The 22,819-nt window shown below is 45.4% G+C and carries 16 protein-coding genes; all 16 read left to right on the top strand.

Translation table 11 applies throughout. The annotated features are described in order from the left end of the window. Positions 1-72: 72 nt before the first annotated feature. On the top strand, positions 73-2,982 hold the full coding sequence (locus tag MKY92_RS26025) for a sugar-binding domain-containing protein (protein WP_339298153.1): 2,910 nt from the start codon (positions 73-75) through the stop codon (positions 2,980-2,982). A gap of 278 nt (positions 2,983-3,260) precedes the next feature. Beyond that, entirely contained in the window at positions 3,261-4,244 is a 984-nt protein-coding gene (locus MKY92_RS26020) for a sugar ABC transporter permease (RefSeq protein WP_036606891.1), read from the top strand. Between the two features lie 15 nt (positions 4,245-4,259). Then, positions 4,260-5,162 (top strand): carbohydrate ABC transporter permease, encoded by a 903-nt coding sequence (locus MKY92_RS26015; protein ID WP_036606894.1) that lies wholly within the window; start codon positions 4,260-4,262, stop codon positions 5,160-5,162. 190 nt (positions 5,163-5,352) lie between these two features. Beyond that, positions 5,353-7,041, top strand: coding sequence for an ABC transporter substrate-binding protein (locus MKY92_RS26010; RefSeq protein ID WP_339179489.1), 1,689 nt, complete (start codon positions 5,353-5,355; stop codon positions 7,039-7,041). Positions 7,042-7,429: 388 nt separating this feature from the next. Beyond that, positions 7,430-9,133, top strand: coding sequence for an ABC transporter substrate-binding protein (locus MKY92_RS26005; protein ID WP_339298152.1), 1,704 nt, complete (start codon positions 7,430-7,432; stop codon positions 9,131-9,133). Positions 9,134-9,464: 331 nt separating this feature from the next. Further along, the gene (locus MKY92_RS26000; protein WP_339301912.1) at positions 9,465-11,150 is read left to right on the top strand and encodes an ABC transporter substrate-binding protein; all 1,686 of its coding nucleotides are present in this window, start codon (positions 9,465-9,467) and stop codon (positions 11,148-11,150) included. A gap of 189 nt (positions 11,151-11,339) precedes the next feature. Then, positions 11,340-13,721 (top strand): glycoside hydrolase N-terminal domain-containing protein, encoded by a 2,382-nt coding sequence (locus tag MKY92_RS25995; protein WP_339298151.1) that lies wholly within the window; start codon positions 11,340-11,342, stop codon positions 13,719-13,721. 16 nt (positions 13,722-13,737) lie between these two features. Continuing rightward, positions 13,738-15,099 carry a GH1 family beta-glucosidase gene (locus tag MKY92_RS25990; protein ID WP_221820754.1) on the top strand — a complete coding sequence of 454 codons (1,362 nt, stop codon included), beginning with the start codon at positions 13,738-13,740 and terminating at the stop codon, positions 15,097-15,099. Positions 15,100-15,416: 317 nt separating this feature from the next. After that, positions 15,417-15,680, top strand: a complete 264-nt coding sequence (locus tag MKY92_RS25985) for a hypothetical protein (RefSeq protein ID WP_036606904.1) — start codon at positions 15,417-15,419, stop codon at positions 15,678-15,680. A 318-nt stretch (positions 15,681-15,998) separates the two neighbouring features. Continuing rightward, positions 15,999-16,973: a ubiquinol oxidase subunit II gene (cyoA, locus tag MKY92_RS25980; protein WP_339298150.1), complete on the top strand. Its 975-nt coding sequence runs from the start codon at positions 15,999-16,001 to the stop codon at positions 16,971-16,973. Between the two features lie 21 nt (positions 16,974-16,994). Next, positions 16,995-18,965: a cbb3-type cytochrome c oxidase subunit I gene (locus MKY92_RS25975; RefSeq protein ID WP_076212762.1), complete on the top strand. Its 1,971-nt coding sequence runs from the start codon at positions 16,995-16,997 to the stop codon at positions 18,963-18,965. Continuing rightward, positions 18,966-19,586, top strand: a complete 621-nt coding sequence (gene cyoC, locus MKY92_RS25970) for a cytochrome o ubiquinol oxidase subunit III (protein ID WP_036606911.1) — start codon at positions 18,966-18,968, stop codon at positions 19,584-19,586. Further along, positions 19,587-19,916 carry a cytochrome o ubiquinol oxidase subunit IV gene (gene cyoD / locus MKY92_RS25965; protein ID WP_036606914.1) on the top strand — a complete coding sequence of 110 codons (330 nt, stop codon included), beginning with the start codon at positions 19,587-19,589 and terminating at the stop codon, positions 19,914-19,916. Between the two features lie 222 nt (positions 19,917-20,138). Continuing rightward, the gene (locus tag MKY92_RS25960) at positions 20,139-20,726 is read left to right on the top strand and encodes a zinc-binding dehydrogenase (RefSeq protein ID WP_339298149.1); all 588 of its coding nucleotides are present in this window, start codon (positions 20,139-20,141) and stop codon (positions 20,724-20,726) included. A 354-nt stretch (positions 20,727-21,080) separates the two neighbouring features. Continuing rightward, positions 21,081-21,920 (top strand): 5-dehydro-4-deoxy-D-glucuronate isomerase, encoded by an 840-nt coding sequence (kduI, locus tag MKY92_RS25955; RefSeq protein ID WP_036606918.1) that lies wholly within the window; start codon positions 21,081-21,083, stop codon positions 21,918-21,920. 87 nt (positions 21,921-22,007) lie between these two features. Continuing rightward, positions 22,008-22,766 (top strand): DeoR/GlpR family DNA-binding transcription regulator, encoded by a 759-nt coding sequence (locus tag MKY92_RS25950; protein WP_339301911.1) that lies wholly within the window; start codon positions 22,008-22,010, stop codon positions 22,764-22,766. The last annotated feature ends 53 nt before the right edge of the window (positions 22,767-22,819 follow it).

The following is a 22,819-nucleotide window of genomic DNA, read 5'->3' as shown; positions in this document are numbered from 1 at the left end:
GCAATGGTCACGGAATGTTTCACAACTTAGACTGGATTTACAAGAATCCAGTTGAAGGGATGGCTATACGATATGAATTTATCTGATATAGGCGCTGTACGTCATACATTGAACTTAAATGGAACATGGCAGTTTTGTTTGGATCTGCAGTCCGATAAACTCGTTGAACAAGAGGTATTACCGCCATCACAGTGTGAAAACACATCATGGGAGACCATTCAGATTCCCGGTTCGTGGGAAGAGCAAGGATACGGAGATGAGCCTGAATACGAAAGGCTCGATACCTGGACAAAGGTACGCGAGTATGAAGGCTCAGTCTGGTATGCTCAGGATGTCCATGTTCCATCAGAGGATCCCCGATGCCACTATGTATTCAGATTGGAAGGTGTCCGATGGACAACGCATCTCTGGATCAATGGACAGTATGCCGGGCAGCAGGATAGTCTGGTGAATCAACAGAAGTGGGATGTCACTTCTCTGGTGAAGCAGGGAGAAGTGAATCGTGTGGAGATCCGCGTGGATAATACGATGAAACTTCCGCTGGCGGGTAGCCATATTCATTCATTGCATACGGCCACAGCCTGGGGGGGGATCACAGGTGGTGTTTATCTGGACAGTATGCCTCCCTGCCGATTACAGAGGTTACGTATTCAACCAGATGCTGAGAACGGAACCATTCTGGTTGATTGTACTGTAAGCGCTCCCGCAAATGAATCGGCTAGATCAATGCAATTACATGTGGATATCCAGCATCCGGACGGCACATGGCTTAATCGATATAGTTGTAATGTGAATCTGAGTGATCCATCACATGTGGATATAAGCTCAGCAGGTTTAACTGAAATCAAAGCTGTAATAGAACAGTGGCAATTGGAACTTGGAACAGAGAAGTCTATCGCAAAATGGTCGGATGAATCCCCTGAATTATACAAGGCAGTGATCCGTCTCCATGAAGGTGAACAGGAACTGGATCGACTGGAGCAATCATTTGGTGTACGCTCCTTTGCAACAAACGGGAAGCAGCTTGAATTGAATGGGACACCAGTATATTTGCGTGGGTACGTCGATTGCTGTATCTTCCCACTGACGGGTTATCCCGTCTGGGACAAGGAGCATTATCTTCAGCAGTTTCGAATCGCCAGATCGTATGGTTTCAATCATGTCCGACTGCATGGGTGGAGCGCGCCGGAGCCTTTCTGGGAGGCGGCTGATGAAGTGGGCTTGCTGGTACAGGCAGAACTTCCCCATTGGTCTCGTTTCTTTGAGCAATCGGATCAGTCTGCGCCAGCTGAAGTATTGTCCTATCTGACACAAGAAATGGACGGGTTGCTTCAGTCGCTGCATAGACATCCTTCATTCGTCATGTTCTCCATGGGGAATGAACTCATTGGCCCGAATGGCCACCCTGAACTCAATGCATGGGTATCGAGGGCAAGGGATATGGACCCAACCCGGTTATATACGGACAATACAGGATTTGGACAACTTCCGGCGCAAGGGCGGGAAGGTGATTATTATATCCAGTCGTTGAACTGGCATCCCCCGTTGGAATCCGCATATTCTGCTGTGCCGGATACCACGCAGGACTATCATGCAGTCACCCGGCTTGCGGAGCATCCCGTCATTGGGCATGAACATGCACAGTACACCATGTATGTGCGGCCCCAAGAGCGAGCCAAGTATACTGGCGTATTGCGTCCTAGCTGGTTGCGACCGATCGAAGAATCGTTAACAAACAAAGGAATGATGGAGGACCTCGAGCATTTTCAACAGGTCAGTGCTACCCATCTGGTACGTTCCTTAAAAGAAGCCATGGAGCGAATTCGGCGAACACCGGACGCTGCGGGCGTACAGCTTCTGGACATTCGCGATTTTCCAGGGCAGGGACATGCTACGACGGGCATTCTGGATGTATTTTGGGATGACAAAGGCATTACAACACCAGAAGAATTCATGCGTTTCAACGCAGATGTGGTGCTGTTATTAAGTTGCAAGGAGCGTACATTTTACGCCGGAGAATCCATTCATGTCGATGTACGCATCTCTCACTACGGTAAGGAGCCGCTTGAGGACGCGGTCATTCAGTGGAGGTTAATAAGCGATGATGTGATATTCACTGAAGGAGCATGGAAGACCGGAAATATCCAATGTGGGTCCGTCATGTCACTGGGAAGCATCGTCGCTACAGCACCTCGGGAAGCAGCAGCGGCTTTTCGGATTGAAGCGGAGTTGATATCAGGCGATTTGGAAAGAACTGTAGCGAATGTATGGCATGGCTGGTCTTTTCCTTTTTATCAGTCTCATCCGAATTCGAATCGCTTCTGGAATACCATGGCAGAGCTGCAGCCACTTCTCGGGGAAGCACAACATGATGGCGTAGATCGCATCGATGGATTTCAGTTGTTGAAAAATCGGGAGATTGACTTGGTTATCGTTCAGTCGTTAACACCCAATGTCGTTGATTATGTGGTCAACGGGGGGAGTGTTTGGCTACAGCCAACCGCAGAAGGGTTATATGATTCAGTGGAGACCAAGTATCTGCCTGTATTCTGGAATTACCTGATGTTTGCTACACAGCCTGGTGCAACGATGGGCATGTATTTGAGAGAACAGTTAGCACTACTAGGCTCCTTCCCGCATGATGGGGCTTCGGACTGGCATTGGTATCACTTGGTGAACGGTACACCAGCGATATGTTTGGATACGTTGCCCGGGGTGGAGCCGCTGATCGAAGTGGTGGACCATTTCCATCGGGCCAAACGACTCGCTTATGCCTTTGAGGCAAAAGTAGGGAAGGGTAAGATTTTGATATCCTCACTTCCGTTTGCCAATCTGGCTGTAATGAAGCGTCCGGAAGCAGCCTTTTTATTTCAGGAGATACTTGCTTATCTGAATGGAGATCAATTCCGTCCAACAACCTCCATATCCGTAGCGCAATTACTCGGCATCGTTAAACTGCAAACGATTCAATTCACATTGTAAATATAGGGACCCGAAAGGGTCCTTTTTGTATGCAATCAGTTTGAAGTAAACGATTTCTATAAAACGTTTTCGAAATTTACCAATTTAGATAATATATTACCTTAATATAACTTTTATTTCATTTAAAAGTAGAATTTATCACTGATTTTAACGAATTAATGTCTGATTATATATGTCTATATCTAATTTTTATATGATTTTCTCTAAAATCCAGATGGTATTTTGAAAACGCTCTATCGGGTATGATTATTTTATAAAACAGAGGAGGGGGAACGGAGATGGAAACGCTAACAAAAAAATCCGCTTCCGCGAACAGAAGCAGTGACCCCAAACCGCCTTTAAAGAATCGGCGGAACGGAATTTGGGACAGAATGAAACAGCAGAAATATCTCTATCTCATGTCATTGCCATTCGTAGCTTGGGTTTTCGTATTTAACTATCTGCCACTATGGGGATGGACGATGGCTTTCCAAAATTATAAACCTGCCAGATCGTTTGGTGATCAAGAGTGGGTTGGCTTTAAACACTTTGTAGAGCTGTTCAGTGATGATCGTTTCTATCTGGTACTTCGAAATACGCTTGCAATGAGCTTGATGGGACTGGTTGTCGGTTTTATTGTGCCGATATTCTTCGCCATACTCCTGAATGAAATGAGAGGCATGTTCTTCAAACGTGCCGTGCAAACGGTATCATATCTGCCTCACTTTGTATCCTGGGTCGTTGTGGCAGGTATTATCACCAAGATGCTCTCCACCGATGGCGGGATTATCAATGATCTATTGGTAGGACTGAACATTATCGATCAGCCGATCCAATTCATGGCCAAGGGTAACTTGTTCTGGTACATTGTAACCGCTTCAGATATGTGGAAGGAAACCGGTTGGAATGCCATCATCTATCTGGCGGCGATAACAGGTATCGACAATGAGCTGTATGAAGCTTCCCGTGTAGATGGAGCCAACCGCTGGAGACAGATGTGGCACATCACGCTGCCTGGCATACGGACCACGATTTCCGTACTTTTCATCATGTCAATTGGACATCTTATCAGTATCGGTTTCGAGAAGCAGTTCTTGCTTGGCAACAGTCTGGTCACAGACTACTCGGAAGTACTTGATCTATACGCGCTCAATTATGGTTTGAATATGGGACGATTCTCGTATGGTACAGCCATAGGTATATTCAACTCCGTTGTCAGTATCATCCTTCTGTTTACTGCGAACGGCTTGTTCAAAAAATTCACTAAAGAAAGCATCATGTAGGGAGGGGACGACATTATGGCGAACAAAGCATTCAATGCTACTCGGGGCGATAAACTGTTCGATATATTCAACATCCTCGCGATGACCATGGTGCTGGTTGTAACACTTTATCCATTCCTTAACGTACTAGCCATCTCACTCAATAACTCGACAGATACAGTACGTGGCGGAATTTACTTGTGGCCTCGCGAATTCACATTACAGAACTACAAAACGATTTTCCAATATGATGGATTGCTACAAGGTTTGCAGATCTCCATTCTGCGTACACTTGTAGGTACTGTGCTCGGATTGATCAGTTCATCCATGATCGCCTTTACACTGAGCAGACCTGATTTTGGACTTAGAAAATTTGTTTCCACAACGCTCGCGCTCACGATGTATTTCTCCGGTGGTCTGATTCCGGTGTACATTCTGATGCGTGACTTGAACCTGATCGGTACATTCTGGGTATATGTATTGCCTGGCATGATCAGTGCGTTTAACGTGTTCATCATCCGTTCATTCATTGATGGCCTGCCATACTCATTGCAGGAATCCGCGAAGCTGGACGGAGCGAATGACTTTACAATCTATTACAGAATCATCTTGCCACTGTGTAAACCAGTGCTTGCTACCATCGCATTGTTCCTGGCTGTAGGTCAGTGGAATGCGTGGTTCGATACGTACCTGTATAATGGTTCAAAGGCACATCTGACGACGCTCCAATATGAGCTGATGAAAGTATTACAAAGTACGCAGCAAGGCTCAGGTGCTGGACGAAATGCCAATGATATGGCACAGCAAATGACACAGATTTCACCGGAATCGATCAAAATGGCGATTACGATCGTTGTAACGGTTCCAATCCTCATTGTATATCCATTCCTTCAGAAGTACTTTGTTGGCGGTATGACACTGGGCGCAGTAAAAGGTTAAACAATTGGGTACAGGCTGCCAAATAGAGCGGCCGTACATCTACAAACAAATGAAGCATCAGGATACCCGAAGCGCAGCCATTTGGTCTGCGCTTCACCGTATAGGGCTGCGGGGTGGTATTCATGAAGCTATAGACAGGGACAAAAAAGTCCCGGACAAACAGACATATGAAACAGGGAGGATTACCATTATGGCAAGTTCCAAAATGAAGATTGCACTGGCACCAGTGCTTGCAATGTCTTTACTCGCAGGTTGCGGTGGAGGAAGCGGCAGTGATACGTCGTTCAAGGATACAAGCGCAGAGACAACTCCACTTACTTTTGATTTCTTTAGCGTTGACCCCAGTCCGAACTGGAATGGCATGAAGGATGAAGTAGGTAAAGTCCTTACGGAAAAAACAGGGATAACCCTTAACGGTGAATTTGCCGTTAGTGGTGGTCAAGATAAAATATCCTTAATGGCGGCGAGCGGAGACTATCCGGATATTGTCTCCCCCAAAGGAGAACTCAGCAAACTGGTGGATGCCGGAGCAATGCTCGATCTGACAGATCTGATCGACCAATATGCTCCCAATCTGAAGAAGCTGTATGGTAATTACATGGACCGGTTGAAATACAGTAATGAAGATCAGGCTATTTATGTGCTGCCGACGTATTATGCGGTAGACCAGAAGTACTTTGATGCAGGTGGTGGATTTGGTATTCAGCACCGTGTACTGAAAGAACTCGGATACCCGGAAGTGCGTACACTTGAGGATTACGAGAATGTATTGAAGGCGTACAAAGAGAAACACCCAACAATTGATGGTCAGCCAACAATCCCGTTAACATTGGACGCGGATGATTGGAGAATCATGATTACCGTAACGAACCCTGCCTTCCAGGCAACAGGTGCTCCGGATGACGGTGAATACTATATCGATCCAGAGACGTATGAAGCAAGTCTGCATTACAAACGTCCAGAGGAAAAAGAGTACTTCCGCTGGTTGAACCATATGTATAACACTGGATTGCTGGATCAGGACAGCTTTATCCAAAAAACAGACCAATACAAATCCAAAATTGCAAGTGGACGTGTTCTGGGTGTCATTGACCAGGATTGGGGTTATTCCGATGCAGAAAATGCACTGAAATCTGCGGGCAAGGATGAAGCAACGTATTCACACTTCCCGGTAACCCTGTCCGAGGATATTAAGGATCATGCTTACCAAGATCCAGGTTTTGTATCCGGTTGGGGTGTAGGGATTACGACATCGAATCCTGATCCGGTTCGTACGATCAAATTCTTCGATTACCTGGCTTCTGAAGAAGGGCAAGTGCTGATGAACTGGGGAATTGAGGGCAAACAGTACGAAGTGAAGGACGGCAAACGTGTCATTCCTGCCGACATTCTGGATCAGAAAACCAATAATGCAGCCGTATTCCAAAAAGAAACGGGTATTGGACTGTACACCAATATGTCTGGTCACTATGGAGACGGTGTGAAGGATTCAACGGATAACTACTACACTACGAATTTCCCTGAACAGATCGTGGCAGCATATTCCGATGCAGAGAAAGAAACACTCAAAGCTTACGGTGCTACGACGTGGAAAGATCTGTTCCCGAGTGAAGACGAGTTCCCGATCAAACCATGGGGAGCAGCATACAATCTGCCAACACCAGGTGACTCCAACTACAACGTCATCTTCAAGAAAACACAGGATATCATTCGGAAACGTATCCCGGAAGCCATTCTGAGTACTCCTGAGCAGTTCGATGCCATCTATGATGGCATGATTGATGAAGTGAACAATGCAGGAGCAGAGGACATGGAGAAACAATACACAGAACTCGTTCAAAACCGTGTTCAATTGTGGAGCGGTGAAGAGACTAAATAAGCTATCGATTGAATGGATTCAAACCGAGAAAGAACCCGGATAACCGGGTTCTTTTTTATACCTAAAACGTTTTCTAAAAAACGTTTTCAATTTTATAAATTCACTATTGACAAGGGATATAGGAGCGATTATTATTCAATTATGAAAGCACTTACATTTTCTTGTACATCAGAGAAAAACAACATACATCATTCTCATTTATTCAAGGGGAATTCCAGAGGGTGACGAGTAAATTAAGGTGTGTGAAGATCCATTCACTGGTTTAGAGAAATCGCTTTTAATGTTAGAGTAACAATAAAATTACAATATCTTCATCTGGTCACGGTATGTGCAGGTCAGCCTGTTATACAAATATACAGCTTCATTATATCCATAAGGGGGATTACACATGAAGGGCAAAACACCAAAAACATTCGCAATGCTTCTGTTAGCCAGTGCACTTGCAATTACCGCAGGATGCAGTGGCAGTGGAGGAGGAACTAACGCTTCAGAAAAGCCGGTTGATTCTGGAGATACGACCACCCCGGTAACCTTTACATTCTTTGGTGCAGATGCAAGTCCAAGCTGGAACAACATGAAAGATGCAGTGGGCCAAGAGATTACCAAAAGAACAGGTGTTACAATTGAAGCAGAATACGATGTGAACAATGGTGGCGACCAAAAGATACCTTTGATGGCTGCCAGCGGTGATTACCCTGATATTATCTTTCCTAAAGGTAACCTGTCGAAGCTGGTGGATGCAGGCGCAATGCTGGACCTGACCGACCTGATTGAGGAACATGCACCTAACCTGAAAAAGATATATGGCGATCAGATGAATCGTTTGAAATACAGTCTGGAAGATCAAGCGATCTATGCTATTCCAACCAACATGGGTGTAGATAACGTCGCTTTTGATGCAGGTGGTGGATTCGAAATTCAGCAAAGAGTGTTGAAAGAACTGGGATACCCAGAAGTGAAAACACTTGAGGATTACGAAAACGTTCTTAGAACGTATTATGAAAAGCATCCAACGATTGATGGTCAACCAACCATTCCACTGACACTGAATGCAGATGACTGGAAGATCATGATCACGGTAACGAACCCGGCCTTCCAGGCAACAGGTGCACCGGATGATGGGGAATATTATATTAATCCTGAAACGTATGAAGCGATGCTTCACTACAAACGTCCAGAGGAGAAAGAATACTTCCGCTGGTTGAACAAAATGTACAATGAAGGCCTGCTCGACAAGGATACTTTTGTTCAAAAAGATGATCAATACAAATCCAAAATCGCCAGTGGCCGTGTACTCGGTCTGATCGACCAAGACTGGAACTATGGCGAAGCTGAGAACGCTCTCAAAGCAGCAGGTAAGGACGAAGCCACATATGCTCACTTCTCCGTGTCCCTGAACAAGGACATTGTGGACCACACCTTCCAGCCAACAGGATTTGACGGTTATGGCATCGGGATTACAACTTCGGCCAAAGATCCGGTACGGATTATCAAATTCATGGATTGGCTCGCTTCCGATGAAGGCCAGGTGTTGAGAAACTGGGGTATTGAAGGCGAACACTACAATGTAGAAAATGGCAAACGTGTGATTCCTGACGAGGTTCAGGAACGCAAAACAAATGACAACTCCAATTTCACGAAAGAAACAGGAGTTGGGTTGTACAATATTTTCAGCGCAAGATACGGTGATGGTGTAAAAGATTCTACAGACAACTACTATACAACGAACTTCCCAGAGCAGATCCAAGCAAGCTACACACCAGCTGAGAAGGAAACGTTGAAAGCATACGGTATTACAACATGGAAAGATTTCTATCCATCCGAAGACGAATTGAAATTGAAAGATTGGGGCGCAGCGTATAATATGCCTGTACCTTCTGACACAGACTACAACGTAACATTCCAGAAAACACAGGATATCATCCGCAAACGGATCCCAGAAGCGATCCTTGCCAAACCTGAGAACTTTGACAGCGTGTATGACAGTCTCCTGGCTGAACTTGATAAAGCAGGTGCAGTAGAAATGGAGAAACAATACACGGTTTGGGTGAAAGAACGTGTCTCCCTGTGGACTGGAAAAGATGTGAAATAAGCTTGAAAACAAAGCATTAAAGTTAAGGATTTTCATTGCAAAAAAGCCCTTGAAAAAGGGCTTTTTTTGTTGTTGACGTAAGGTGGTGATAGCAGTATAATCTATCATGTAAGCACTTTCAGTAAGCGGTTTATTTCATTTCCGAAAACGTTTTACGTCTGTTAGAAGAATAATCTTCTTTTTACAGAATCGAAATGTCAGCTTCACTAAAAACGTCGAAATGAATGAACTCGAAAGCGTATTCAAAAAAAGTGGTATCCTCAGGCATAAAGCCTGTTATACAGATAAAACCTTCATAAATAATAGGGGGAACTAGACAATGAGAGGCAAAATGAAAGGCAATACACCCAAGACGTTTGCAATGTTGATGCTCGCAAGTGCAATGTTGGTTACAGCTGGTTGTGGGAATTCGGGAACCAAAGAGACTTCGGAGTCCAGCGGAACCGAACCGATCACAGTTACATTCTTCGGGGCGGATGCTAGTCCGACCTGGAACAAGATGCAAGATGCTGTTGGTAAAAAGATTACGGAGCAAACAGGCGTTACCATTGAAGCAGAGTATGATGTAAACGATGGTGGTAACCAGAAGATTGCACTGATGGCTGCCAGTGGTGACTTTCCGGATATGATCTACCCTAAAGGTAACTTATCTAAGCTTGTGGATGCAGGCGCGATGCTGGATCTCACGGATCTGATTGAGGAGCATGCTCCCAATTTGAAAAAAATCTATGGGGAACAGATGAACCGTTTGAAATACAGTCTGGAAGATCAAGCGATCTATACCATTCCAACCAATATGGGCGTTGATAATGTTACGTTTGACGCTACAGGTGGATTTGAAATTCAACAAAGAGTATTGAAAGAGCTCGGATACCCTGAAGTGAAGACACTTGAGGATTACGAGAATGTACTCAGAGCTTATTATGAAAAACATCCAACCATTGATGGTCAACCAACCATTCCATTAACATTGAATGCAGATGATTGGAAAATCATGATCACAGTAACGAACCCGGCTTTCCAGGCAACAGGTGCACCGGATGATGGTGAATATTACATTGACCCTGAAACGTATGAAGCCAAATTGCACTACAAACGTCCAGAGGAAAGAGAATATTTCCGCTGGTTGAATAAAATGTACAATGAAGGCCTACTGGACAAAGATGCCTTCGTTCAAAAGGATGACCAATACAAGTCCAAAATTGCCAGTGGCCGTGTCCTCGGTCTGATTGACCAAGAGTGGAACTATCAAGAAGCGGAGAACGCGCTTAAATCATCGGGCAAGGATGATGCCACATACGCTCACTTCTCTGTATCACTTAACGATGAGATTGTGGATCATACGTTCCAACCAGCCGGATTTGACGGTTATGGCATCGGGATTACAACTTCGGCCAAAGATCCAGTGCGTATCATCAAATTCATGGATTGGCTTGCTTCCGATGAAGGACAAGTTCTGAGAAACTGGGGTATCGAAGGTGAACATTACAACGTAGAAGATGGTAAACGCGTGATTCCAGAAGACGTTCAAGACCGCAAAACGAATGACAACTCCAATTTCAGTAAGGAAACAGGAATTGGGATGTATAACGTATTTAGTGCAAGATACGGTGATGGTGTAAAAGATTCTACGGATAACTACTACACAACAAACTTCCCTGAGCAGATTGTAGCTGGTTACACGGCTGCAGAGAAAGAAACGCTGAAAGCTTATGGTATCACGACTTGGAAAGAGTTCTATCCGGCTGAAGAAGATCTGCCAGTTAAGGATTGGGGCGCAGCGTATAACATGTCCGTACCTTCCGGTACAGACTATGAGGTAACGTTCCAGAAAACGCAGGATATCATCCGTAAACGGATTCCGGAAGCTGTTCTGACTACACCAGCCAACTTTGATGCAACCTATGATGCTTTACTGGCTGATTTGGACAAAGCGGGTGCAGTTGAAATGGAGAAACAATTTACGGTTTGGGTTAAGGAACGTGTCTCTCTGTGGACAGGAAAAGATGTAAAATAATATGGATTGTCTGTGATCCATGGTTAAACAAGGAAAGGGCCCTATATGGGGCCTTTTTTTGTGGAATGATGTGATGATTTGCATTGACGCAAATTTTGAAATCACATATAATTTTATTATTGTAAGCACTTACCGAAAACGTTTTATGTCATGAGGAATATACAGCTGATTCAGGAACAGGAGCTAATCATGTCCCAACACAATAACCAAACTAAAATCAATCGTCTATGGTATCGACAACCGGCAAAACGCTGGGAAGAAGCATTGCCCATCGGAAACGGCCGTCTTGGAGGCATGGTGTACGGTGGCGCAGCAGATGAACGAATTCAGCTCAATGAAGATACATTATGGTCAGGGTTTCCACGGGATACGATTCAATATAGCAGCCAGCGGTATTTGAAGCAGACGCGAGAGTTGATTATGTCTGGGCAGTATGGTGAAGCTGAGGATTTGTTGAACCGTGAAATGCTTGGTCGTGATGTAGAGGCCTACCAGCCGATGGGTCATTTTCTATTGCACCATGAGGGTCTGGATGATCTTTCATATGATGCATTTGAACGGGAGCTTGATCTGGAATCGGGTATTGCATCCGCGACGTACTCATGGGAAGGAATTCGTTACGTACGTGAAGTGTATTCCAGTGCTTCGGATGATCTGATGGTCTGCACATTAACTGCTGATCAGAAGGGCGCTGTGAGTGTAAGTGTTACGCTAGACAGTCCCCATCCTTATCGCGTTGAGACTTCGGGAGATGCACTAACCATGTTCAGTCGGTGCCCAAGTCATGTGGAGTCCAATTACTTCAGAGATCACCCGGAATCCGTCCTCTATGAAGAGGATCGGGGAACGGCTTATGCTGTCCGTGTATCGTTCACGGCATCTGGCGATCAGGTGAAGGTCTCCAATCTGGAAGGCAAGTTACATATTCAGGGTGCTGACCAGGTTGTTTTCTATCTGGCAGCGGCTACCTCCTTTGAGAGTTACGATGTGTTGCCTGTGAAGGATCATCTTGTATTGGAAGAGGAATGCAGGGAGCTGATCTCCAAAGCGATCACATATGGTGCGGAAGGCCTTCGTGACCGACATATTCAGGATCATAGTGCGTTGTTTAACAGAGTCTCAATTGATTTAGGGGTATCGGCTAACGCCGAAATACCTACAGATGAGCGGCTGCAAGCCTATCAGGAAGGGCAACAAGACCCTGGGCTTGAGGCACTTTATTTTCAATATGGAAGATATCTGTTAATGGCTAGTTCGCGTCCGGGCAGCCAGCCAGCCAATCTGCAGGGAATCTGGAATCATCAGGTAGAGCCGCCATGGCATAGTGATTATACAATCAATATCAACACGGAGATGAATTACTGGCCGGCAGAAGTCTGCAATCTCAGTGAATGTCATGAGCCGCTGTTTGATATGCTGACCGATCTCAGTGATACAGGACGCAGAACGGCACGGATTCTGTATGGAGCCCGTGGATGGACTGCCCATCATAACGTGGATATCTGGAGAACCACCACGCCTACAGGTGGAGACGCGAGCTGGGCATTTTGGCCGATGGGCGGTGTATGGCTGACCTCGCATCTATGGGAACATTACCAGTTTACCGGTGATCAGCGTTTTCTTGAGGAACGTGCGTATCCCATCATGAAAGAGGCGGCGCTGTTCTGTCTCGATTGGCTGGTGGAAGGGCCTGATGGTTATCTGGTTACGATTCCATCCACTTCACCAGAGAACAAGTTTCTCACAGATGCTGGGGAGGCACGCAGTATATCCATGGCTTCAACGATGGATATGACGTTAATTCGTGAACTGTTCACCCGCTGTATTGAGGCCGCGAAGCAATTGAATCTCGATGAGTCATTGGCGAGCGAGTGGGGCGAGGCTCTGGACAGACTCTATCCATTCCGAATTGGAAGCGAAGGACAATTGCTGGAGTGGTTTAAGGATTTTGCCGAATCCGAGCCAGGGCATCGTCACGTCTCCCATCTGTATGGGCTGTATCCGGGGGAGCAGATCAATCGAGTGAACACACCGGAATTGGTAGAAGCAGCACGGGTATCGCTTGAACGTCGTATCTCACAAGGTGGCGGGCATACAGGATGGAGCTGTGCATGGTTGATCAATCTGTATGCACGACTGCTGGATAGCAACCAGGCACATCAGTTTGTGCGCACGTTGCTGGCCCGGTCCACACATCCGAATCTGTTTGATGACCATCCACCATTCCAGATCGATGGTAATTTTGGAGGCACGGCCGGAATCGCAGAGATGTTATTGCAGAGCCACTTGAACGAGTTACATTTACTGCCGGCACTACCTGAACTCTGGACTCAAGGTCGAGTTGAAGGGCTTCGTGCAAGAGGTGGTTATACGGTAGCCATAACGTGGACGGACAACAAGCTTGCTTCAGCGGTTATTATGGCAGATCGAAGTGAGTCGCTGACCCTTCGCAGTGCTTATCCGCTACGCGTGGAAGGACATGAACAAGCCAAGGCAGAGCTTACGCCTCAGGGCGATTATGTAATTATTTTAACGATGACCGCAGGACAGACGATCCGCGTGTCATCATGAGACGGAGGAGCCAACCATGACCATTTTTAAATTTCCGCAAGATTTTCGCTGGGGTACAGCAACAGCTTCCTATCAAATAGAAGGAGCGGCACAGGAAGGTGGACGCGGGGTATCCATCTGGGATACGTTTGCGCGCACACCTGGCAAGGTATATAACGGAGACAATGGGGATGTCGCATGTGACAGTTACCACCGTTACGAGGAAGACATCGAACTGATGAAGAAACTCGGGATTAATACGTACCGGTTCTCCATTGCGTGGCCGCGCATTATTCCTGACGGAGATGGGGAGATCAATCGGGAAGGACTGGACTTCTACCATCGCTTCGTGGATGCATTGTTAGAGGCTGGCATCGAACCGTTCCTTACCCTGTATCACTGGGATCTTCCACAAACGCTGGAAGATGACGGGGGTTGGGGCAACCGCAGAACGGTAGACGCTTTTGTGAAATATGCCGAAGTGATTTTCAAAGAATTCTCGGGCAAGATCAACTTTTGGCTGACATTCAATGAACCATGGTGTATCGCGTTCCTGTCGAACCTTCTCGGGATTCATGCGCCAGGAAACAAAGACCTGCAAACGTCAATTAATGTGGCTCATGGATTGCTGGTTGCTCATGGTAAAGCCGTTCAATCCTTCCGTCGCTTGGGAACAACGGGTCAGATTGGTATTGCTCCGAACGTATGCTGGGCTGAGCCGTACAGCAAATCCCCTGAGGACCAAGCTGCATGTGACCGATCGATTGCGCTCAACACCGATTGGTTCCTTGATCCAATCTACAAAGGTTCATATCCGCAGTTTATGGTGGATTGGTTTGCAGAAGCAGGGGCTACTGTGCCAATTCAGGAAGGCGATATGGAGATCATCTCACAACCGATCGATCTGCTCGGCATTAACTATTACACGATGGGGATCAATCGCTTCAATCCGGAGGCAGGTGCTTTGCAATCGGAAGAAGTTGATATGGGCCTCACCAAAACCGATATTGGCTGGCCTGTGGAATCACGTGGTTTGTATGAATTTATGCATTATTTGCAAAAGTACGGCAATGTGGATGTATATATCACAGAGAATGGTGCCTGCATCAATGATGATCTGGAGAATGGCAAAATTAATGATGATCGTCGGATTGCCTATTATGAACAGCATTTGGCTCAAATTCACCGCATCATTAATGACGGTATTAACCTGAAAGGGTACATGGCATGGTCACTGATGGATAATTTCGAATGGGCAGAAGGTTACCGTATGCGCTTCGGTCTCGTTCATATGGATTATCGTTCACTGGTGAGAACGCCGAAGGAGAGTTACTACTGGTATCAGAATGTCATCAAGAATAATTGGTTGGAAACACGGAACGAACATAATCCCCAATAGACACAATGACAGCTAAAAATGAGTAAGACGGTAGCATTGGAGTATTCCAATGTGCCGTCTTTTTTTGTTTTTTCACAGATAAAAATGAGTAGTTCATAAAGGTTTCATTAGGTCAAGTGTGTTTTCTGTTATGAAGAGACGGTTTTTGGGTTATAAGAAGTAAGGAAGAAATGAATAATGTTTTGTCAACGGGTAATTTTAAAATAAAGTGTCCAAATTGCGGAGAAAATTTGAACATTTGTTGACTAAAAATCATACTGATGTGGTATATTGGTATAAGGAAAGCACTTACAAAAAGGGAAAAGGAAGTGTTTACTATGGCATCGAAGACAGCAATGGTTAGCCAATTGGAGCGCAAAGACAAAAATATGCGGCGCGCCGTCTTGACGATGACAGTTCTGGCATGGGTCGCACTCATTACGGGAGTGATCATGTGTCTGATCAATCTGAATGAATTTAATGATCGTAATCTTGGCTTGATGGTCGGTATTGGATTTCTTGTAGGTAGTGTGTTTATTTACGTTATTGCCAAAGCGATTGGCCTTGTTCATACACGCCGGGAAGACGAAGGCGCCGATTGATTATAATCCTGCGTTAATTCGTTCATAATAAGACTGGATAAGTTCCCGGAATCCAGTCAATAAAGCCCTTTGCGGATTCGTTGACATTGTTCAACGGGACTGCAAAGGGTTTTATTTTGTGACTTGATGTGTAAAGATTACAATAAGCAAATATCAACCATGCAAGCGATTTGTGAGAAAAAATTCACACATTTAAGGTGTAAAATCGACAAATTTGTTAACAAGAACAAAAAAGTTGTTCATTTCTGATATCTTTAGTAGGAAGAGAGTAGTATACTGATTTTTCAGTATGAGCGAATTTAAGGAGAGGGGATCAAAATGAACAAGAAACCTAGGTCGCTAACCCGGATTATCATTCCGGTTGTCCTGACGTTGGTTACAATTGCATTGATTGTCTGGCCAATGCTGGCAGGCGGGCAGTACGTTGTTCTGGATCCGAAGGGACCAATTGGCGCTTCGCAGAGAGATTTGATTGTCATCTCGACAATTTTGTGTGCTGTCATTATTGTGCCAGTACTCATTTTGTCTGCCGTCATCGTATGGCGTTACCGCGACAAGCCGGATAACAAAGCTGCTTATGAACCTAACTGGTCTCATAGTACAAAGGCTGAGGCAATCTGGTGGACCGTTCCAATTATTATTATTGGAATACTTGCCATTATTACGATTCGTTACACGTATGATCTGGAGCCTTCGAAGCCGTTGGCTCACGAGAAAGCACCAATTACCATCCAAGTGTCTTCACTGGATTGGAAGTGGCTGTTTATGTATCCTGAGCAAGGGATTGCAACGGTCAACACGTTGAATATTCCGGCAGATCGGCCCGTGAAATTTGAACTCACTGCGGATTCACCAATGAACTCGTTCTGGATTCCGCAACTTGGAGGACAAATTTATACAATGTCGGGTATGGCAATGACCTTGTACCTGCAGGCAGATCATGAAGGTAAGTACTGGGGTTCCGGTGCTAACTTCACAGGTGAGCATTTTGGAGAAATGCGTTTTGATGTGAATGCTACATCGGACGAAGATTTTGACAATTGGGTAGCTGAAGTGAAACAAAGTTCCCAGGAATTGACCACAGAAGGTTACAATGCACTGGCTGAGCCAGGAACAAGCAATGTTGCTTATTATTCTGCCTTCCCAGAAGGATTGTTCCAAAATATTGTGACCAAGTATGTAGTAGATGGTCAAAGTGCTCACAGTAAGCATGGAACTTCAAAAGAAGCTTCTGGAGCCATTCAAAATGCAACTGATACGTCCAATCAAGACGAGGACAAGAGTGCTAACTAAAGATTCGAAAGGAGGCCCCCAATGTTAGAGGGACTTAAAGAGTTTGCATCGGAGTTTTTCGTAACCGGTGATCCGCTCATTTATGGTGCGATGGTAGCTATCGGAATTACCATGATTACTATTGTAGCGGTGCTAACTTATTTCAAAAAATGGGGCTGGCTCTGGCGTAACTGGTTAACGACTGTCGATCATAAAAAGATCGGTATCATGTATATCATCGCTTCCATTATCATGTTATTCCGTGGTGGTGTGGATGCGCTAATGATGCGCCTTCAGCTGGCTATGCCTAACAATGAATTTCTAAATCCTGAACACTATAATCAGGTCTTCACAACTCACGGTACGATCATGATCTTGTTCATGGCGATGCCATTTATGTTTGGTCTATTTAACGTTATTGTGCCACTACAGATCGGAGCAAGAGACGTTGCGTTCCCGTTCCTGAATGCACTCAGCTTCTGGCTGTTCTTCTTGGGCGCAATGCTGTTTAACCTGTCCTTCGTTATCGGTGGTTCACCGGATGCAGGATGGCTGAGTTATCCGCCTCTATCGGAGCTGTCGCACAGCCCAGGGGTAGGACAGAACTTCTATATATGGGGTATACAGATATCAGGTATCGGTTCCCTGGCTACCGGTATCAACTTCCTGGTTACCATCATTAAAATGCGTGCGCCAGGCATGAGATGGATGAAAATGCCGATGTTCACATGGTCGGTATTCTCCACTTGTATTATCATCTTGTTCGCTTTCCCAATCTTGACCGTGACACTTGCATTGTTATTCCTCGACAGGTTTGCCGGGGCGCATTTCTTCACACTTGATTTGGGCGGTAACCCAATGATGTATATCAACTTGATCTGGATGTGGGGTCACCCTGAGGTATACATTGTGGTCTTGCCGGCATTCGGTGTATTTTCCGAGATTGTAAGTACCTTCTCTCGGAAAAAACTGTTTGGTTACAAGTCGATGGTATTCGCAATGTTAATCATCAGCTTCCTGTCCTTCTTCACATGGGCGCATCACTTCTTCACGATGGGTTCCGGAGCAGACGTGAATGCATTCTTCGCCGTAACTACGATGTTGATTGCTATTCCAACAGGGGTTAAGATATTCAACTGGCTGTTTACCATGTATCGAGGAAGGATACGCATGGCGACTCCGATGATGTGGACACTTGCCTTTATCCCGTGCTTTATTGTCGGGGGTATGACAGGCGTTCTGTTATCCGTTGCTCCTGCTGACTTCCAGTTCCACAACAGTTACTTCCTGATTGCCCACTTCCACCAAGTATTGATCGGTGGCGTTGTCTTCGGATACTTCGCAGGTCTGTACTACTGGTGGCCTAAAATGTTCGGTTTCCAACTCGAAGAGAAACTGGGCAAATGGGCATTCTGGACTTGGAATATTGGTTTCTATGTCTGCTTCATGCCGCAGTACGCTGTCGGCTTGATGGGTATGACACGTCGTCTGAGCACTTACGGCTGGGATACTGGCTGGTGGGAATTGAACTTCGTATCCACAATCGGGGCATTCCTGATGGGTGTCGGATTCCTGTTCCAAGTTGCGCAAATCGCAGACGGTATTCGCAAATACAAATCACTCAAAGCTCCTGCAGATCCATGGGATGGCCGTACGCTGGAGTGGTCAATTCCTTCACCAGCTCCTGAATACAACTTCGCTGTTACACCGCGCGGAGATGATATTGATGAGTGGTGGGAAGAGAAAGAACGTCGTGCCAAAGGCATCTATCCGCCAGAGCAACCGCTTGAGCCGATTCATATGCCGAAGAACTCTGGAATTCCGTTCATCATGTCTGTCTTCTGGTTCATCGCCGGTTTCGGCTTTGTCTTCGGATGGCTGTGGATGGCAATTCTCGGACTCGCTGGCGTAGGGATCTGTATGATCGCCCGTTCATTCTCATACGATACGGATTATTATATTCCGGTCGACGAAATTAAGCGTACCGAAGCGTCGTTAAGGGGGTCGGTATAGATGGCTCAAGCAGCCGCTAAGCACGGTGAGAATCATGCACATGGTCACGACCATGGACATCATGATCCACAGGAAATGAAAATTCTCGGATTCTGGTTCTTCCTGATTTCCGACGTTATCCTGTTCTCCGTATTGTTCGCAACCTTCATTGTGTTGCGTGACAATACGGCGGGCGGACCGATTTTGTCTGAATTGATCAAAATGCCTGGTGTTATTGCCGAAACGTTTATCTTGCTCACAAGTTCATTCACGAGCGGACTAGCTGTACTGGCGATGAATCAAGGCAAAGTAAAACAATTAATCAGTTGGCTGGCTGTTACAGCCGTTCTGGGTGCAAGCTTTATCGCACTGGAAGTATATGAGTTTATTGAGTTGATTCACGAAGGGTTCAGCTTTACAACGAGTGCTGCTTCTGGCGCATTCTTCACCCTTGTGGGAACTCACGGACTTCACGTATCGCTCGGTCTGATCTGGATGATTGGACTTATGTTACAACTGAAAAAACGTGGTATTACCGATGTTACTCGCGGTAAAATCAACGTCATCAGCTTGTACTGGCACTTCTTGGACGTCGTATGGATTTTCCTCCTGTCGATCGTCTATCTCATGGGGGTGATGTAGATGTCAGAGCACAACTCACATGATTCCCACGGTCATGAGCAACATGGTTCACTGAAGTCTTATGTCATCGGCTTCATCCTGTCCGTCGTTCTGACAATCATTCCACTTGTGGTGGTTCTCAATGATATGATGGAAAGAACAGGAACACTCATTGTTGTTCTTGGCACGGCAGCACTTCAGTTTGTGGTTCAACTCTTCTTCTTCATGCATATCCGTGAAACAGAGAAACCACGCTGGAATGTCATGGCCCTTATTTTTGGATTACTGATTATGATGACCATCGTAATTGGTTCGATCTGGATTATGCTTAACAATGCTGTTGCACATTAATTGATATGATGAAAGAGCTTCACGACCTTGGTATTCAAGGTTGTGGGGCTCTTTTTTTCTAAGCTGAAGTTATCGCATATTTTAATGAAGAAAAGTTGTATTATATCTTAATAAGTGGTTTATGAAATAATTTTCCAGTGATATTATTGTTATTCACTCTGTCAATATATTCAATATTTTAGTTAGAGCAATTTTAGCAAAATTATTTTAGGAGATGTACCAATGAAAGCAAGGGTAATCCGTTATTATCGTTTTGGCGAACCAAGTGAAGTGTTATGTATGGAAGAAAAAGATGTGATACCCCCTGGCCCCGGTGAATTAGCAGTGAGGATGTATGCTCGGCCTATTAATCCCTCCGATATTATTCCTGTTCGAGGAGCTTACCCGCATCGTACCCAATTACCAGCTGTTCCCGGGTTTGAGGGTATAGGGATAGTAGAAGCAGTAGGATTGGGAGTATCCAATCAAATGTTGGGGCGTCGTGTCTTGGATTGTATTGGAGGGACAGACGGGGAACAGTTGGTGAGCTGCCTTAAGCCAAATGGTACGGTCATCAGTGTAGGACTACTTTCGGGGATCACACCGTTATGGCATGAAGCAACCCGGGGAACACAAGTTCATGTGAAACTTTTCTGGTTAAAACATTGGGTGGAACGCTGGGAACAGGTATTTCATGAGGTAATGGAGCTGGTCAGAGCAGGGAGACTTGTCATGGCAAACATTGGGGCGACTTATGACCTAACGAATGTACAACAGGCTATTGCAGCGGCTGAATCGGGTATCGAGGGGAAGGTTCTCTTATTACAGTAGTACATAAGACTTGGGAAAAACTCAGCATAAAAAATGCGTAATTAACAACTAATTCATATTGGGGGCCTTGTTGTGAAGATTAAAGATATGATGTTTACTGCGATTATGGCAGCCGTTATTGCAGTACTTGGACTGTTACTGCCGATTCCGCTACCATTTTCTTGGGAGGAGTAGGTACTCCGATCCACGATTGGTAATCCATAGACAGTTAGAATCATAAATGTTTTATCGCAGAAAATTCTTTTTTCGAAAATAAGGGTACACAAAAGATACATAATGAACTAAAATGAACTTATATGAACATTATCAAACTCTATCTCAACTAATTTAAATGACGAAAGGAATGGATTAATAATGGAAAATCGTTATGCTGCACATCCCAATGAAGTGAAAACGTATGATACATCTCGCCTGCGTGAGGAATTTTTGATGGAGCAACTGTTTGCAACCGATGAATTGGTAACGGTGTATTCTCATGTGGATCGTTATATTGTGGGAACGGCTGTACCTGAGAGCAAGGACATTACCCTTGAAGTGAACCTGAAAGATATCGGAACGAACTTTTTCCTGGAGCGTCGTGAAATCGGTATCATTAATGTAGGTGGTCACGGAACAGTGACAGCGGATGGACAAGGTTATGAGATTGGAGCGAAGGAATGTCTCTACATCGGTAGAGGGGTGAAGGAAGTTGTGTTCACGAGCAGTGACAAGGCTCAACCTGCCCAATTCTATTTTGTATCCACACCGGCTCACCACACCTATCCAACAGTAAAAGCAACACAAGAACAAGCTCAGCCGAATCATCTGGGCAGCATCGAAACTTCCAATGAGCGTACGATCTATCGTTACATTCACCAAGGAGAAGGTGGAATTCAGAGTTGTCAGTTGGTGATGGGCATTACCGAACTCGACAAGGGTAACATGTGGAACACGATGCCTGCACATACCCATAACCGCCGTTCCGAAGTATACTTGTACTGGAACTTGCCTGAAGACGGTGTTGTATTCCATATGATGGGTGAGCCAAACGAAACACGCCATCTGGTTGTACGTGATCGCCAGGCGATCATTTCCCCAAGCTGGTCCATTCACAGTGGTGTAGGTACAAGCAATTACACCTTCTGTTGGGCGATGGCTGGGGAGAACCAGACGTTCGAAGATATGGACGGCGTAGCGATGAAAGACCTGAAATAATAAATTACAGATGTCTGAGTTAATTTGACAGGGTAGACACTAGAACACTCATTCATTTGACTCAGGTAGTATAGGAAGTTGATTATGATGAATCCATTGAAAAGACATGAAAAAATTATGGAGGCTCTGCTGGGACGCCAGGAAGTAACCGTCAGTGATCTGAGTGAGTTGCTGCAGGTGACTGGGAAAACAGTGCGAGAGGATCTCGACAAGTTGGAGAGTATGGGACTGCTCGTACGTGTCCATGGTGGTGCTATGCTGGCTCAGAATGACCAGTATGGCATCTTGAATAGCCGTGGAGTTACCGAGAAACATCATCTGGAGAAGACGGAGATTGCTGAACGTGCCCTTGCTTACATTCGACCTGGAGATATCGTTGCTCTCGATGGTGGTAGCACCACGCTGGAGATGGCCAAACGTCTCGATAATCAACCGCTGACGGTGGTGACCAATGACCTGTTCATTATTGCGGAGCTGACCAGGAAGGAGCAAGTGCGACTGGTTGTGCCTGGTGGGGCTCGTGTTCGGAATATGTTGGTTGGGGATGATACGGCTGCGTTTATCTCCAGTCTTAACATTCATAAAGCCTTTATATCCACGACAGCCCTTCATCCGGAATTTGGATTATCCATATACACGGGAGATCTGGTTCCTTTAAAAAAAGCAATGATATCTGCCTCGCAGCAAGTATACGGCGTTGTGGATCATTATAAATTCGGACAATTTGCACTGCGAACTTTCGCCCAGTGTTCGGAACTGGACTACATTATCAGCGATAGTCGTTTGGATGAAGAGACGGTTGCCTTATACGAGCAGAGCGGTGTCACAGTGGATTATCAAAGTTAACCTCATTCATTATTCATGGGATTAAAGAACGGAAGGCTCTACGGATTGCATAT

The organism is Paenibacillus sp. FSL R5-0623 (assembly GCF_037974265.1).
In the GTDB taxonomy this organism is placed as follows: domain Bacteria; phylum Bacillota; class Bacilli; order Paenibacillales; family Paenibacillaceae; genus Paenibacillus.
Note: the sequence above shows the minus strand (reverse complement) of the source record. Positions and strands in the feature narration are given on the sequence as shown.